A 16,050-nucleotide genomic window follows, 5' to 3' on the forward strand; every position below is an offset into this window, starting at 1 on the left:
TTGGTGCGCTCATGCGTATCCTACACCTCACTTAATAAAAAAAGTCCTCTAGCGATGTTTCGCCAGAGGACTTGCTAATCATTATTCACATTCGTGCAGCTTGCATTTCCTTAAATTCCTTCTCCGAACACAACACAAAATGTTCAGGAGCAATTTCGCGGAATTCTACCTTTTCATCCGGGCCATACTGATGATCTTTCGGATTATAAGGATGGCGTACACGAGAACGCTCATAGATTGGGTCAGGAAGAGGAATCGCAGACAGTAATGATTTCGTATAAGCGTGCATCGGATTGCGATACAACTCATCTGCTGGCGCCATTTCCACTAACTTACCGAAATACATGACGCCAATTCGATCTGAAATGTATTTAACCATCGACAAATCATGGGCAATAAACAAATACGTCAAGCCTTTTTCTTCCTGAAGTTCCTTCAGCAAGTTGACTACTTGCGCTTGAATGGACACATCTAGAGCAGAGATGGGCTCATCGGCAATGATGAATTCCGGATCCACTGCCAGTGCACGTGCAATCCCGATCCGTTGCCGTTGCCCCCCCGAGAATTCATGGGGATAGCGTTCGGCGTGTTCCCGATTCAATCCGACCGTTTCCAGAAGTTCGATAACTCGTTCTTTACGTTCTTTTTTTGATTTCACTAAACCGTGTATATCCAAACCTTCTGCAATGATATCCAATACTTTCATCCGTGGATTCAATGATGCGTATGGATCTTGGAAAATCATCTGCATTTTTCGGTTTAATGTTTGGTTTTCAGACTGACTTTTTGGCGCATGAACATCCAGGCCATCATAAAGCACTTGACCTGCAGTTGCATCGTACAACCGTATCATCGTACGGCCTGTTGTCGATTTACCACAGCCTGACTCTCCTACCAGCCCGAAAGTTTCCCCGCGTTTGATAGAGAAACTAATATCATCGATCGCCCGGACTTCGGATGACTTGCCCACATTGAAATATTGCTTTAAATTTTTCACTTCAATTAAATGCTCCGCCATTATGCGTTCCCCCCTGTCTGTTCGACATAGTATCGGCTACCCGGGAAAGTTTTCATCCGCTCGATAATGACAGCTGGCGGTTCCACTTCAGGTGCTTGCGGATGTAAAAGCCATGTTGCCGCGTAATGCGTGTCACTCACTTTAAAAAATGGCGGCTGGCGTTCCATGTCAATCTTCATTGCATACTCGCTACGCAACGCGAAAGCATCCCCTTTTGGAGGATTTAATAAATCTGGAGGGGTACCTGGAATGGCATAAAGCTTTTGATCCGCCAAATCCATGGATGGCATTGAACTGAGCAATCCCCATGTGTATGGATGCTGTGGATTATAGAATATTTCATCTACGGTTCCGATCTCCACAATCTTTCCTCCGTACATGACTGCCACCCGATCTGCCACGTTCGCCACAACACCTAAATCATGGGTAATGAAAATGATGGATGTATCGATTTTCTTCTGGATTTCTTTCATCAGTTCTAGAATTTGTGCTTGAATCGTAACATCCAGAGCTGTCGTTGGTTCATCGGCAATTAATATCTTCGGGTTACAGGCGAGCGCAATCGCAATGACGATACGCTGACGCTGCCCTCCTGAAAATTGGTGTGGATACATTTTATAGCGACTTTCAGCATTCGGAATCCCAACAAGGTTCAATAAATTAATGGTTTGCTCCAATGCTTTAGATTTACTCAATTTCTGGTGCTTCAATATAGGCTCCATGATTTGCTTTCCGATCGTCATCGTTGGATTCAACGATGTCATCGGGTCTTGGAAAATCATCGAGATATCTTTCCCGCGAATCTTTTGCATCGTTTTTTCTGAAACCTTGGTCAAATCTTTTCCTTCAAACAAGATTTCCCCATTTTTATATTCAGCACTCGACTGAGGTAGCAAACGCATAATAGACTTTGTCGTGACAGATTTTCCCGATCCCGACTCGCCCACTATCGCAAGCGTCTCCCCTTTAATCAAATCAAAATTCACGCCCCGGATTGCTTTCACTTCACCTGCAAATGTATGGAAGGAAAGCTCGAGGTCTTTCACTTGTAGAATCTTAGTCAACTTGCTCTCCTCCTCTTAATCTTTCATCTTCGGATCTAGTGCATCACGCAATCCGTCACCAATCAAGTTAAAGGCAATCATTAAAATACTGATGACAAGTGCTGGGAATAATAACATATACGGTTGGTGTTCCATCACTTTATAGCCATCATTGATCAACGTACCTAATGAAGCATCTGGCGCCTGAAGACCGATCCCAATGAAACTTAGGAAAGCTTCAAAGAAAATTGCATTCGGAATCGTGAACATTGTATTGATGATGATGATCCCTAGCATATTCGGTAACAGGTGCTTCGTAATAATCTTACCGTCTTTTGAACCTAGTGTTCGTGATGCGAGTACGAATTCCTGTGATTTATATTTCAAGGTTTGAGCTCGTACAATACGAGACATCCCAATCCATCCGGTTATGGAAATCGCGATAATAATCGCCATAATCCCCGGATCCATAATCATAATCATTAAAATGACAACGACTAGAGTAGGTATACCAATCAATATCTCGACAATCCGCTGCATAATATCATCCGTCCGACCGCCGTAGTATCCGGAGATCCCACCATATGCTACACCAATCACCATATCAATGGCTGCTGCAACAAATGCGATGAACAAGGATACTTGAGTACCTAACCAGAGACGTGTAAACAAATCACGGCCAAGTCCATCGGTGCCAAACCAATAATATTCATCGACTTTCTTCATCTCATACAAATCAACCTTTTTTCCAGCTAAATTCCCGACGCCATCGAAAATACCCATTTTTTCAATACCAGGTATCTTAGGAGGTAAATTGGCGTGCCGCAAGTTTTGCGCATCCCCGGCATGTCCATTCAAATGCGGGCCAATCAGCGCCAAAATGAGGAACAGTAAAAGCACTACTACACTGACGACCGCCGCTTTATTTTTCCGAAGACGCAGCCAGGCATCTTGCCAAAAGCTTAAACTCGGTTTTTCTATACGTTCTGCTTGATCACTATCGATTGTAATCCGTTCAAATTCTTCTTGAGGCAGTTGTTCGTGTTCGAATTCATTGCGCATTATCCCTTACCTCCAGACAAGCGGATACGAGGGTCAATGACACCATATAAAATATCCACGATAAAAATGATAAAGATGAGGAATGCTGAGAATAGCAAAGTCGTACCCATGATTGTGGCATGGTCATTTACCATGATGGAGGATACAAATTGTTCTCCGATTCCCGGAATTGCAAAAATTTGTTCTACGACAAGCGAACCGGTAACCAATCCTGCAGCCAATGGTCCAAGAACCGTAATCAAAGGGATCAGCGCATTACGGAATGCATGCTTAAATGCAATCTCGAAACCATTTGCTCCTTTTGCTTTGGCCAATGTAATATAGTCCGAACTTAACACTTCAATCATCTCAGTCCGAATGAAACGCGCGGATAGGGCAAGAGGCCCCATAGCGAGTGCAAGCGATGGCAGGACACTTGATTTCCAACCGTCATTCCACAGACCGACCGGTAATAGATGCCATTGAGAAGCAATCCAATACTGCAACAAAGACGCGAAAACAAATGATGGAATGGAGATACCGAGTATCGCAAAAAAGGTGCTTCCGTAATCCCAAAATGTATTTTGCTTCAATGCAGCAAGCATACCTAACAGGATTCCGACGAGAGTCCCAAAGACCATCGCTTGCGCTCCCAAGATTAATGAAGGTTTGATTCGTGATGCCAATAAATCATTGACACTTTTTCCTTTAAACGCAAAAGAAGTTCCCAAATCACCTTTCGCTAGATTTTTCATATAAATTGCGTATTGTACAGGCTTCGGCTTATCGATCCCATATTTTTTTTCAACTATTGCTCTTTGTGTTTCGTTCAACTTACTATACGAAGCAATCGGGGAACCTGGTAATGATTGCATCAGGAAAAAAGAGACTGTCGCAATCAAAAACAGGGTAATGAACATATATACAATGCGCTTTCCAATATATTTAACCACTTTACGTTACACCTCCAGGGTTTGATACAATATAGGCAACAAAATATTCGGTGTATTCGCAATAAAAAGTGCCTTAGAAATTTTGAAATTATTTGACCTTACTAAAAAGAGAGTATATGGTATAAAAATTCTCCCATATACTCTCCCCTATGAAATTAACACAACTTATTTCTTGCCTGAAACATAAGCCCATTTATAGCTATAATCCGCTCCAAATGGATGTCTTACTACACCTTTATAGTATGGCTTTTGTAAAATAACCAAACTCCGTTGGTAAATTGGAGCAATGGCTGCGTCATCTTCAAGTAAGATTTTCTCAGCTTTTGCGAACGCTTCATAACGTTCAGCCGGCTTCACTGCCAATTCGCCTTTTGTATCCTCAATCAACTTATCGTATTCAGGGTTCGAATAAGACATTAAGTTGTTTGGTCCGTCAGTTACAAAAAGATCTAGGAACGAAATCGGGTCTTGGAAATCAGGGCCCCATCCAGATACTTGGATGTCGTAATCTTGGTTCGTATCCAAATCTAGACGTACAGAGAAAGGAACTTCTTTCAATGAAATCGAAAGACCTTCTAGGTTACCTTCCAATTGAGACTTGAAGTACTCATCCATTTTCTTAGAAAGCTCAGTGTCTCCACCTAGGATTTCTAATTTAAGAGAATCCACGCCTAGCTCTTCCAATCCTTTTTTCCAGTGTTCTTGTGCTTCTTCCACATTATATACCAAGTGGTCTCCGCTCAAATCACGGAAATCTTTTTCATTTTCATCAAATGCAAAATCAGTAGGTACTAAGAAGTTTGCAGGTGTTGAACCATCAGCTATAACTATATCCGCCATGTCATTTTTTTCAAAAGCTTTCGCAATGGCTTTACGGATATTTTCGTTCGCAAGTGGCGTTTTTTCTCCACCACGTTCTTGGTTAAACTTGAAGTAGAAAACAGAAGTTTCAGGTTCGATTACCGCTTCTTTATCATCACGGTATTGCATAGCCAAATCACCGGTAACTCTAGCCCAATCCAACTTGTTATCTTGATAAAGCTTAACTGCAGTAGCAGAATCTTTTACAACGTTTACATGAATTTCATCAAGCTTTACGTTTTCTGCATCCCAATAGTGTTCGTTTTTCTTGTACGTCCAGCTATCGCCCGTTCCATCCCAATCAGTTAAAATGAATGGACCGTTATATAGGAGACCGTCTGAATTTGTTGCATAAGCATCGCCTTTAGACGTTACGAATTCTTCTTTTTGTGGATAAAAAGTTCCAAAAGACATAAGGGATAAGAAATAAGGTACCGGACGTTCAAGTGTTACTTCAAACGTCTTTTCGTCTATAGCTTTTACCCCCAGCTCAGACACTTCCATCTTTTCTTCAGAGATTTCTGTCGCATTTTTGATTACGCCAGACATCATGAATGGTCCGTAAGGTGAACCAGTCGCAGGATCGATCGCACGCTGCCATGCAAATACGAAGTCTTCTGCTGTAACAGGAGTGTCATCTGACCATTTCGCATCGCGAAGCTTGAATGTGTAAGTTAATCCATCTTCACTTACCTCCGCCTCTTCAGCAGCCATTGCCGGTTCCGCAATGTTTTCTTGGTTCAAACGGTATAGACCTTCATTGACGTTGTTCAACACATTGAAGCCTACTTGGTCTTCAACGATCGCAGAATCAACAGAAGGAATCGCATTTCGTTCCTCCAAGTATAATACTTGTTCAGCATCCGGCTCTCCGTCTTCTTCTGCTGGATTTTCAGTTGCCTGATCATCCTCCTTGTCCTTATCTGCCGCAGGCTTGTCTTCTTCTTTCGAACCGCCGCATGCAGCTAGGAACATACTGAGCACTAACGTCAGCGCCATAAGTAAAAGCCACTTTTTACTCTTCAAATCATTGACCTCCCCTTTGAAATAGTTTGAAGAACTAGCTTATTCATTATACAAGAAAAATTTATAGATGTAAACGCTATCAACTAAATTTTTTTAATTTTAATAGTACTGCATGTTGTCTGTACACTTCCAGTCCTGCTTCTAGTATGATAGATGGTAGTCATTAATTCTATTATGAAAAGAAGGATTTATATGAAATCAAATATTATTATTTTTTCTATTTCTCAAGTTGTAATACTCATTTTTATATGGCTCATTTATGGTCAGTGGTCTTTACTAGGCTATATTAATGTTTCATTTTTTGTAAGTGGATTATTGTTGTTAATAGGTGGGATAGTTTTTATTATCCGTACAGGATCCTTTGACTTTTTCATGAAAAGCATGCAGAAGGTTCTAGCACGAAAAGGACAGCGAGAGGCGCTTGAATCGATGCGTGTTCCATCCGAAGCCATGTCAGTTCGTTCTGCTTGGTTTTTCATGGCAGGACTTCCCTCTTTTGTATTAATGCTTCTAGCCTTGGTACTTTACTATTTATAAACCGACAAAAAAGCGTCTCCATACTATATGGAGACACTTCTTTTTTATTATTTACGTTCTTCTATGTCTAATTTACTGCCATCATTAAATTTGATTTCTACATCAAACTTTTGATAGTCCGATTTCAGCCCAAATGCTTTCAATACTTGATTGATTGTTTCTTCATTCGTACTATCTTTTGTCAACTGTAGTTGCTCGACTTTAGGATAAAGATCATCAAACGCTTCTTGCCCCTTTAAATAGACTTGATTGACCTCATCTTCTACTTTCGCTTTGATGGGTTCGTTTCTATCCTGCTCAATTTCCGCTTCATATTCAATATCGTTACCATAAGAAATTTCTACTTCTATCTCTCTGAAAGAAAGCTTGTCCATATCAGCTTTCATATCGTCAGTTGTTCCGCTCGCTGTTTCATCTTTTGTTCCGTTTGTAGTCGTATCTGTTGTTCCCGTACCATCAGTATTCGTGTCTGCAGGTTGTTCAGTCGGAGTTGTTGTAGCTCCTTCATCGACGACCGGCTCATTTGTATCATTTCCGCATGCTGCAAGACCGATGGCCATAATAGATACAGTTGTGATCAGTAAACGTTTCATTAAGTATTCCTCCTCATTATATCCTTTCACTTAGTCATTCCCCATTCTCTACGTTCTAATCATTTACTTTTCTTGCGTTGGGTTATGAAAAGGGAATGATGGAGTCCCCTGCGAATGAAAACTATGTGGGTTTCCACTATTTTCATAAATTCAGTAACAAAATTTATTTTTTATTACCTATCTTTCTCTAAAACTCACCTTCTTTTTCGTATTAAAACATTAATTTATAGACATTTATACTCACATTAATTATAAAACGCATAATACACTTGATTTTTTCATTATGTAATTGTTAATATTAAAAAGTGTCAATTCATCTGATGAACGGGTTAACCATTCCATATGTATGTGAATGAGTATTCGCCAGAAATACTGGCAGAAGGGGTTGACTACTACTAGAAGGAGCTGATGTGTATGACAACGGAACAAAAAACGTTGCGTAATGATTTGGTAGAAGATGAAGCGGTCCGCGATTATTCATTGGATCGAGTACCTCTGGAAGATCGTACAAAAAGTTGGCTGAGCATAACGAACATCACGTTCGGAATTGCAACTGCCATTTTTTATTTTCAAATGGGAAGCGTCATGGCTTTGCAATTCGGTGCTCCGAATGCCATTGTTTCTGCCATCTATGCCATCATCGTGGCGGGACTTCTCGGTACGGTCATTGCCTATTTGTCGGCCAAGTCCGGCATGAATGTTAATTTATTATCACGCGGTGGCGGATTTGGCTATATCGGTTCGTCTCTGACTTCTTTAATTTACGCCTCCAACTTCATTATGTACTGTGCACTCGAAGGATTAATCCTCGTCTCGGCCGTACATCATTTCATGCCTGACTTTCCAAAATGGATCTTAATCGTCGTGTTTGGAACCATTATTATCCCCCTAAATTGGTTTGGAATAGAACAGCTTGATAAACTTCAAAAATGGTCAATGCCTATTTTCCTCGTGTTCTTGATCACCGCGATTGTCGTTTCATTTATGAAACCCGCCTTGTATACTGGTTCAGTTTTCTCTTATATGCCTGAAGGTGTGCAGTTCGGTGGGACAGCACTTTTATTTTGCATCGGAATGCATAATGGAATTATGGGACTGACCGCATTGCTTGCTTCCGATTATGCTCGCTTTTTACGCCCAGAGGATCGAAAGTTCGGTTCCATCGCGATAGGCTTTATTCCACAGATTTTCTGTTATGGCGTAATGGGTGGACTGGGTATTTGGTTTGGTGTTCGCTTCTTAGAGAAAGATCCAGGTGTCTATATTGTTCTATTGCTCGGGATCGGCGGTGCATTGTTCACGATGCTGACGCAATTGCGAATCAACGTCACAAATATTTACAGTAGTTCCCTCTCCCTATCCAACTTCTTTGAGAACATTTTCCGTTTCACCCCAGGCCGACGGTTTTGGGTTGTCGTCTCTGCATTTTCAGCCATTTTATTAATGCTTGGCGGAATTGTGAATCACTTAGATACCGTAATGACATTTCAAGGCGTTTTCTTGTTCTCTTGGGCTGCTATTTTGGTAACAGACGCGCTCATTGTTAAAAAGTTATTAAAAATCGGTCCGACCTACTACGTAGCACGTCAAGAGTTTTTGTATAAGTGGAATCCTGTTGGCGTAGTTTCATTGATAGCCGCCAGCGCATTCAGCACGATTGCCGCATCTGGCTACATGGGCATCTTCCTACAATCTACAGCTGCTTTCTTCGCTGCCTTGCTGGCTGCCTTGCTGACTGTTATCATAGCGGTCTATACAAAAGGCAAGTATTATTTGGAACACGAACCGAATGATATTACGCCAGATGATAAACTAGCTTAACTTCCCCAACTCCTCTATAAAACAGAATTTTAGAGTGAGAGCTGTGGCTAATCGCTCCAAGCTTTACGATGGGCAATTTATTCATTCGCTTAAATTAGGATGAAACAGAAATAGGTTTTTGGCGCAGTCGTGTACATTGCATTACATCGTCTTATTGTAAGGAACATACCTTACAGTAAGGAGGTGCAGAAGTATGTCGAAATACGAAGGTAATGTGGGGCTTTTCCTAGCCGGGGTTTTAGCTGCATATGCTGTGTTGGGCCTGGTTTTAATTGTGCCTGGCTTACTAACAGCTATTTCAGGTAACTTGTTGCTGACCATCGCGGTAGTCATCGTAGTAATCGTCGTTGTATTGTTTGCTTTGGCGATTATCCTAAAGGGACTTTCGCGCTTGTTTTTTCATTTGAAGTTTTGATGTGAAGGCCGTCTGAGAAGTCATTTCATCTGACTTTTCGGGCGGCTTTTGTTTAATTGGGAGATCCCGCTTTTTCTCTCATATATAAGACAACAAAGGAGTCTTCTAAATACGACTCCATTTCACTCTTCAACCTTTTGCCTCCCCAATTTATCAGTTCCTTATTTTCCGGTTGTTTGATGCTGCTATATTCCAAAAATGATAGAAGATGTTTTCGTCTTTCAGTTCTATTCTCGATGCCGTATGTAGAAAAGAACTGATCGATGCAGCGGTACAATTCATTGGTAACTCTGTATGTTTTATGACAATGATGAACGAATGCGAAGTCCGGTAATTGAACTACCTCTTCAGTCGACAACTTCATCCACTCCTTTCACTTCTTTATGATTGGTTGTTTGTTTGAGTAACAGAACGACAACTGCCATTAAAGAGGCTATGAATAGCCAACCTTTTGAAAAGGATCCGCTTATATCTACAATATAGCCAAAAAGTGGAGGTATGATTAACACACCCCAAGAGCTGATTGTGATAGTGACTCCTGTAGCGATACCCGAATTTTCCTTCCGCACCAACTCTACTATAATTGTCATCCAGACTCCGTTATAACCTGAAATGGAAAAACCGAAGATGAAGACTGTGCACAAGACAACTATAAGTGGAGTTGCAGGTAATAACACAGCACATACCAGTGCACACATCCCTGTCAGAACCGTTACAATGAACATAATGATCATCCGGTTCCCCGCAAAGTACTTATCACTGATTGTTCCCCAAGCCACCCTGCCAACAGAGCCGCCTATTTCAGCCAATACGAGTAATAGGCCTGCCAGAATAAGTGTCATCTCAAGCTTTTCAAAAGCAAACAAAATAATGTACGTAGTGAGGCATAGCTGTGCGCCTTGTAAACCCATCGCACTAATACTCAATAAAAGAACTTGTTTATTTTGCAGTATTTTTCGCAAGTCTTCTTGAAATTTACCTTTAGTTAAAAGCGCATCTTTTTTTGCCATAGAATCAGCTGGATCTTGATATCGGTAGGATACCAACACTCCTACAGCTAACAGCACAAGGCAACTGATAAACAAGGCAGGACGCCAGCCAAGCTCTTTGGCCAATGGCAGTAAAAACAGTGCAGCTAACGCGGAGCCCGCTGTAATCCCCATTTGTTTTATTCCCATTGCCGTCCCTCTACTGCGCTGGGGAAACCAATATAAGATTCCCCTATTTGTCGTTGGATGCATCGCGGCATACGCCCCGCCCCCGATCACCACAACTATCAACAACAAGTAGAATTGTGTAGTGAGGGATATGAGGATAAAGCTAACCCCCAGCAAGGCTATTGTACCGAATAACTGCTTTTTTGATCCTAAACGATCCACTAACAGACCAGAAGGAATAGCAGCCAAAGATTGACCGAGAAAAAGAGCAGCTGGAAGCAAACCAATTTGTGTATTAGATAAAGATAAATCTTCACCGATTAAGATTGTCAAAGGTGCTAAACTTCTACCTACAAAAGACACCATGATTTGAGCCAGTAATAGCCAAATCAGCATCTTCCAAGCTATTTGCAATGTATGTTCTTTAGATTTCACATTCACTGTGCGCATCATCTCTTTTATCATCTATAATGAAAAAGAGAGGGCTGGTAATCAGCACACTCTCTTTTTATTGATCACTTACAATACATTGAAACACTGCCTAAGCCATCGAATTGTGCGACAACGGAGTCACCCGATTCAAATGCAATCGCTTCTGACATCGCCCCGCTAAGAATGATATCTCCCTTTTTCAATCCTTTGCCTCTTTTGCTTAACTCTTTTACCGACCAAGCAATCGCTTCTGCTGGATGCCCTAACACCGCAGCACTCGATCCGGTTTGTTCTACTTTTCCGTTTTTAGACATGACCATTCCGATCGTCCCTAAATTGATAGAGTCTGGAGAAATCCACTTACTACCTACAACAAACTTTATGGATGAACAGTTATCTGCTATCACATCGACCAACGTGAATTTAAAATCTTTATATCGGCTATCGATCACTTCCAAAGCGGGCGCTACGTATTTTGTAGCTTTAATTACATCTTCTGCCGTAACATCCTCACCCTCTAAGTCCGCTCCCAATAAAAAGGCAATTTCAGGTTCCACTTTTGGATGAATCAAATCTGAATAGTTGATAGGCTCCCATTCTGTTGACAGCATATCGGCGTGTAAGTAACCGTAAATTGCTTCGTCAACCCCCATCATGACTTGCTTGGCTTTACTAGTCAGACCTAGTTTCACGCCTACATTTTTCGTCTTATTTTCCAGCAATCGACGTTCCAATAAACGATCTTGCAATTCGTATGCTTCCTCAATCGTCAGCTCCGGATATTTGTCGGTTACTTTGACAACCTCTCGTGCATCACGTTCTGCTGTAAATAAATAATCAACAATTTCTTTTTCACGATCTGTAAGTACTGTCATGTTTATACCCTCACTTTCTCCTTCTTCGCCAATTCAGCGGCCACGTCCAGAATCATATCCTCTTGCCCGCCTACCACTTTCATTTTTCCAAGTTCCATTAAGATATCGCGCGGGTCTAAACCAAATCTTGCAGCCGCCCGTTCCGAGTGCAATAGGAAGCTCGAGTAAACGCCAGCATAGCCAAGCGCGAGACTCCCTTTTTTAATTTCTTGCGTGCCAGGGATTAACGGGCCTACAATATCTTCCGCAAGATCCATCATTTTATAAAGATCAATTCCGACATCCATACCCATGCGATCCATTACTGCCAGCAATACTTCCGTTTGTGTATTGCCCGCTCCTGCTCCTAAACAACGTACCGCTCCATCTATACGAGTAGCACCCTCTTCGATTGCAGCAAGCGTATTTGCAACAGCTAGAGATAAATTATTGTGCGCATGGAATCCGACTTCAATATCCAATGAACCGCGCAGTGCCTTAATACGCTCGCTTACCTGATGAGGTAAAAGTGCGCCCGCTGAATCGGTTACATAGACGGCTTGTGCGCCGTAACTCTCCATAAGTTTCGCTTGTTCGACCAATTTATCCACAGGCACAGAATGCGCCATCATCAGAAAACCTAATGCTTCCATTCCAAGTTCACGCGCTTGGCTAATATGTTGTGCAGAAACGTCTGCCTCTGTTGAGTGAGTTGCCACTCGTACGAGTTTCGCGCCTAATTTATGCGCTTGCTTTAGTTCACTCATTGTACCAATACCCGGAATCAGAAGTACCGCTACCTTTGAATTCGTACATTCATCTACGGCTGCTTCGATCAATTCCATTTCATTGACCAATGACTTTCCATATTGGACAGTGGAACCGCCTAGTCCATCTCCGTGACTGACTTCTATATAATGCATGCCTGCATCATCTAACGCACGGGTAACATTTCGTACTTGTTCTACCGTAAATTGATGCGCTACCGTATGACTTCCGTCTCGTAAACATACTTCTGTAATTTGAATTGGCTTCTTCGTCATGTACGTTGCTCCTTCCGACTCATTAGATGAGAGATTTTTTCTCTAGCATCGACCGTGCAAAATCCTCCGCAACCCGCGTCGCAGCTGCCGTCATAATATCAAGATTCCCGGCATACTCAGGGAAATAGTCGCCAGCCCCTTCCACTTCCACAAAGACCGTGACAACGTTCCCTTCAAACAATGGTGCTTGCTTTAACCGGTACCCAGGTACATACTCCTTGACAGTCTCTACCATATTTTCGATGGATTCCTGTATAGCCTTTTCATCCATATTCTTCACTTCACAATAAATCGTATCACGCATTAAGATTGGAGGATCAGCAGGGTTTAAAATGATAAGTGCTTTTCCTTGATCCGCACCGCCTACTTCTTCAATTCCACGACGAGTTGTAATCGTAAATTCATCGATATTTGCTCGTGTACCCGGACCTGCACTTAAACTTGAAATAGTCGCAACGATTTCTCCATATGTAACGTCCGCCACTTTATTGATTGCATGTACGATCGGAATCGTCGCCTGTCCGCCACAAGTAATCATATTGACATTATCCAACTCTCGTGATTTCTCATCAGAGCTTACAGCCGGGGAGAAAAACGGTCCTATGGCAGCTGGAGTTAAATCAATTGCAAGCTTCCCTAACTTTTTTAAAACTTCGGCATGATGAATATGCGCTTTTGCAGAGGTAGCATCAAACACAATATCCGCAAGTTCAGGATGATCGATGATCGCTTGAATACCAGTAGAGAAAGCTTGGTAGCCTCTCTCTTTTGCCCGTTTTAGTCCATCAGACTCCGGTTCGATCCCAATTACAGCTGTTAACTCAATGACATCACTGCGTTCTAGTTTATACATTAAATCTGTTCCGATATTTCCAGAACCGATGATGGCTGCTTTAATTTTCTCCATTGTCATGCTCCCTTCTTCTCATCTATCCTTTATTCAAAGTGCACGGTGACAGAGCCAACCGGACCAAAATCTGCCTTAATCGTATCTCCCACTTCTACAACGACAGCCCCAGATAGCGCCCCCGGTAAGATCAATTCGTCTTTTTTCAACGTGATGCCAAAATCATGCAGCTTATTCGCCAACCAAGCAACAGCGTGTGCCGGATGACCAAGTGCGGCAGCTCCTGCTCCGGTCGCGATTAACTCATCGTTTTTGTAAAGCACCATACTATTTGTTCTCAAATCCAATGTTTCCAACGTAGTCTGTTTGTCTCCTACTACAACTTTTGCACTTGATCCATTGTCAGCTACTGTATCAATCAATTTAATATTCCAGTCTGCAACACGGCTATCGATGACCTCAATAGTAGGGACCACATATTTCGTTGCCATCATGACGTCTAAATAGGTCACATTGGGACCTACCAGATCTTCTGACAACACAAAACCAATTTCGGCTTCGACTTTCGGTGCCACCATCGTACTTACTTTTATAGAAGTTTCATTTTTTAATTCCATATCATCATATAAATGGCCATAGTCCGGCTCATCAACATTTAACATTTTTTGCATTGCTACACTTGTGAGACCAACTTTTTTTCCAATAATCTTCTTTCCCTCGGCCAATTTCTGTTTAACCATTTCGAGTTGTATATGGTAAGCATCTTCTACTGTCAGTGAACTATCTCTTTCCGTTAAAGGTGCAATCCCTTTACATTTTTTCTCTGCTTCCAATAGTTCTGATGCATAACTTTCAATTTTAGTAGACACGGTACTCCATCCTCCTGCGTTAAAACAACAAAAGGCGGGCGCAATGCCACCTTTCGCTGTTCGTTTATTTTTTTATCGTAATAGTCTTCGCTTCGGTATAGAAATCAAAACTGTGACGGCCGCCTTCTCTTCCTATCCCGCTCGCTTTTGCCCCTCCGAATGGAGTGCGTAAGTCACGGACGTACCAGCAGTTTACCCACAGTAGACCGGAGTGTACTTGAGATGTCACGCGCTGACCGCGTCGTAGATCGTTCGTCCAGACAACTCCCGCCAGACCATAGATAGAGTCGTTTGCGATTTCTATTGCTTCTTCTTCCGTTTTGAAAGGAATGATCACAGGCACTGGTCCGAATATTTCCTCCTGTGCCACACGCATTTTATTATGCACATCATACAGGACAGTCGGTTCATAGAAGTTTCCTTCTGGCAGGCTCTCTACCATCTTACCGCCATAAGCAAGTTTAGCTCCTTCATCAAGACCAATTTGTACATAGTCCGCCACTTCTTTTAAATGACTTTTTGACACCAGAGCACCCATGTCTGTGGATTCATCTGTTGGATCGCCAACCTTAATGTTTTTTACTGCGGCAACAAACTTTTCAAGAAACTTCTCATAAATGCCTTCCTGTACGAGAATTCGAGAACCTGCCAAACAAATTTCTCCTTGATTGCGGAAGATCGCTTCAATAGATCCTTCTACCGCTTCGTCTAAATCAGCATCTTCGAATACGATATTTGCTGACTTTCCACCTAACTCCAATGAAACCGGTGTTAGGTTTTCTGCTGCATTTCGCATAACAGTCTTTCCGGTTTCCGATTCACCTACAAACGAGATACGCTGGACATAGGGATGCTTCGCCATCACCGTTCCGACTGTACTTCCAGGACCTGTTATAATATTCAAAACGCCTGGAGGCAAGCCCGCTTCATTTGCAATTTCACCAAGCAAAACTGCACTTAAAGGTGTGTCGGAAGCCGGTTTAATAACGACAGTATTTCCTGCCGCCAATGCAGCTGATGCTTTCCATGTCATTTGCATGAACGGAAGATTCCAAGGAATGATCAAGCTAGTAACACCCGCCGGAGCGTATTGTACGTAGGACATGTGGTTAGCCATGTCATAATGTTCGTGTACCATATACTTCGCCATCTCAGCAAAGAAGCGGAAGTTTGATGCAGCACGCGGGATATCAAATTCGCGGCTTTCGCGAATTGGTTTTCCGACGTCCAACGTCTCTACATAAGCAAGTTGTTCGACTTTTTCCAGAATCAAATCAGCCATCCGGCACAATATTTCGGAACGTTTTTCAACCGGCATATTGCTCCAAACGCCGCTTGCGAACGCTTTATGCGCAGCTTCAATCGCACGGTTGGCGTCTTCCTCTCCGCCTTTCGCCACCGTAGCAAGCTTTTGGTTGGTTGCAGGGTTGATTGTATCGAAAGTTTCTCCTGAAATTGCGTCTACATACTGTCCATCAATAAATAGCTTTGCATCTTGGACAGTCGTATTGTCTGCTACTAATTCGTTAGCCATGATCTT

The 16,050-nt window shown here is 42.2% G+C and carries 16 protein-coding genes; 3 read left to right on the plus strand and 13 right to left on the minus strand.

Going from position 1 to position 16,050, the window contains the following annotated elements; all coding sequences use genetic code 11:
* Nucleotides 1–85: 85 nt before the first annotated feature.
* The 5 genes from MKX97_RS14875 to MKX97_RS14895 form a co-directional block, all read right to left on the minus strand.
* The gene (locus MKX97_RS14875) at nucleotides 86–1,018 is read right to left on the minus strand and encodes an ATP-binding cassette domain-containing protein (RefSeq protein ID WP_340760522.1); all 933 of its coding nucleotides are present in this window, start codon (nucleotides 1,016–1,018) and stop codon (nucleotides 86–88) included.
* Nucleotides 1,018–2,082: an ABC transporter ATP-binding protein gene (locus tag MKX97_RS14880; RefSeq protein WP_009498720.1), complete on the minus strand. Its 1,065-nt coding sequence runs from the start codon at nucleotides 2,080–2,082 to the stop codon at nucleotides 1,018–1,020. The genes MKX97_RS14875 and MKX97_RS14880 overlap by 1 nt, the downstream gene beginning before the upstream one ends.
* Nucleotides 2,083–2,097: 15 nt before the next feature.
* A complete protein-coding gene (gene opp3C / locus MKX97_RS14885; RefSeq protein WP_009498721.1) occupies nucleotides 2,098–3,123 on the minus strand; it encodes an oligopeptide ABC transporter permease in 1,026 nt (341 codons plus the stop codon).
* Nucleotides 3,123–4,055, minus strand: a complete 933-nt coding sequence (opp3b, locus tag MKX97_RS14890) for an oligopeptide ABC transporter permease (protein WP_009498722.1) — start codon at nucleotides 4,053–4,055, stop codon at nucleotides 3,123–3,125. Before opp3b ends, opp3C begins: the two co-directional genes overlap by 1 nt.
* Before the next feature lie 165 nt (nucleotides 4,056–4,220).
* Nucleotides 4,221–5,942, minus strand: a complete 1,722-nt coding sequence (locus MKX97_RS14895; RefSeq protein ID WP_340760529.1) for a peptide ABC transporter substrate-binding protein — start codon at nucleotides 5,940–5,942, stop codon at nucleotides 4,221–4,223.
* Nucleotides 5,943–6,134: 192 nt separating this feature from the next.
* Here MKX97_RS14895 and MKX97_RS14900 point away from each other — a divergent pair, with 192 nt between their 5' ends.
* On the plus strand, nucleotides 6,135–6,479 hold the full coding sequence (locus MKX97_RS14900) for a DUF3899 domain-containing protein (RefSeq protein ID WP_176132609.1): 345 nt from the start codon (nucleotides 6,135–6,137) through the stop codon (nucleotides 6,477–6,479).
* A 47-nt stretch (nucleotides 6,480–6,526) separates the two neighbouring features.
* Here the strand turns inward: MKX97_RS14900 and MKX97_RS14905 are convergent, their stop codons facing one another.
* Entirely contained in the window at nucleotides 6,527–7,072 is a 546-nt protein-coding gene (locus MKX97_RS14905) for a YusW family protein (protein ID WP_078818589.1), read from the minus strand.
* Between the two features lie 414 nt (nucleotides 7,073–7,486).
* Here MKX97_RS14905 and MKX97_RS14910 point away from each other — a divergent pair, with 414 nt between their 5' ends.
* Together MKX97_RS14910 and MKX97_RS14915 are read left to right on the plus strand one after the other, a co-directional pair.
* The gene (locus tag MKX97_RS14910) at nucleotides 7,487–8,893 is read left to right on the plus strand and encodes a cytosine permease (protein ID WP_342536337.1); all 1,407 of its coding nucleotides are present in this window, start codon (nucleotides 7,487–7,489) and stop codon (nucleotides 8,891–8,893) included.
* Nucleotides 8,894–9,086: 193 nt separating this feature from the next.
* The gene (locus tag MKX97_RS14915) at nucleotides 9,087–9,308 is read left to right on the plus strand and encodes a hypothetical protein (protein ID WP_342536339.1); all 222 of its coding nucleotides are present in this window, start codon (nucleotides 9,087–9,089) and stop codon (nucleotides 9,306–9,308) included.
* A gap of 52 nt (nucleotides 9,309–9,360) precedes the next feature.
* Here the strand turns inward: MKX97_RS14915 and MKX97_RS14920 are convergent, their stop codons facing one another.
* The 7 genes from MKX97_RS14920 to MKX97_RS14950 form a co-directional block, all read right to left on the minus strand.
* On the minus strand, nucleotides 9,361–9,666 hold the full coding sequence (locus tag MKX97_RS14920) for a hypothetical protein (RefSeq protein WP_342536340.1): 306 nt from the start codon (nucleotides 9,664–9,666) through the stop codon (nucleotides 9,361–9,363).
* On the minus strand, nucleotides 9,656–10,915 hold the full coding sequence (locus tag MKX97_RS14925; RefSeq protein WP_342537516.1) for an MFS transporter: 1,260 nt from the start codon (nucleotides 10,913–10,915) through the stop codon (nucleotides 9,656–9,658). The genes MKX97_RS14920 and MKX97_RS14925 overlap by 11 nt, the downstream gene beginning before the upstream one ends.
* Nucleotides 10,916–10,980: 65 nt before the next feature.
* Nucleotides 10,981–11,772, minus strand: coding sequence for a fumarylacetoacetate hydrolase family protein (locus MKX97_RS14930; RefSeq protein WP_342536341.1), 792 nt, complete (start codon nucleotides 11,770–11,772; stop codon nucleotides 10,981–10,983).
* Between the two features lie 2 nt (nucleotides 11,773–11,774).
* Entirely contained in the window at nucleotides 11,775–12,794 is a 1,020-nt protein-coding gene (gene dmpG / locus MKX97_RS14935; RefSeq protein ID WP_009498731.1) for a 4-hydroxy-2-oxovalerate aldolase, read from the minus strand.
* Between the two features lie 22 nt (nucleotides 12,795–12,816).
* Complete coding sequence (locus MKX97_RS14940; RefSeq protein WP_078818592.1) at nucleotides 12,817–13,701, minus strand: acetaldehyde dehydrogenase (acetylating); 885 nt, start codon at nucleotides 13,699–13,701, stop codon at nucleotides 12,817–12,819.
* 29 nt (nucleotides 13,702–13,730) lie between these two features.
* A complete protein-coding gene (locus tag MKX97_RS14945; protein ID WP_078818593.1) occupies nucleotides 13,731–14,510 on the minus strand; it encodes a 2-keto-4-pentenoate hydratase in 780 nt (259 codons plus the stop codon).
* 64 nt (nucleotides 14,511–14,574) lie between these two features.
* Nucleotides 14,575–16,044: an aldehyde dehydrogenase gene (locus tag MKX97_RS14950; protein WP_340760540.1), complete on the minus strand. Its 1,470-nt coding sequence runs from the start codon at nucleotides 16,042–16,044 to the stop codon at nucleotides 14,575–14,577.
* Nucleotides 16,045–16,050: the final 6 nt, after the last annotated feature.

This window comes from Sporosarcina sp. FSL K6-3508 (assembly GCF_038615825.1).
GTDB classification, from domain to species: domain Bacteria; phylum Bacillota; class Bacilli; order Bacillales_A; family Planococcaceae; genus Sporosarcina; species Sporosarcina newyorkensis.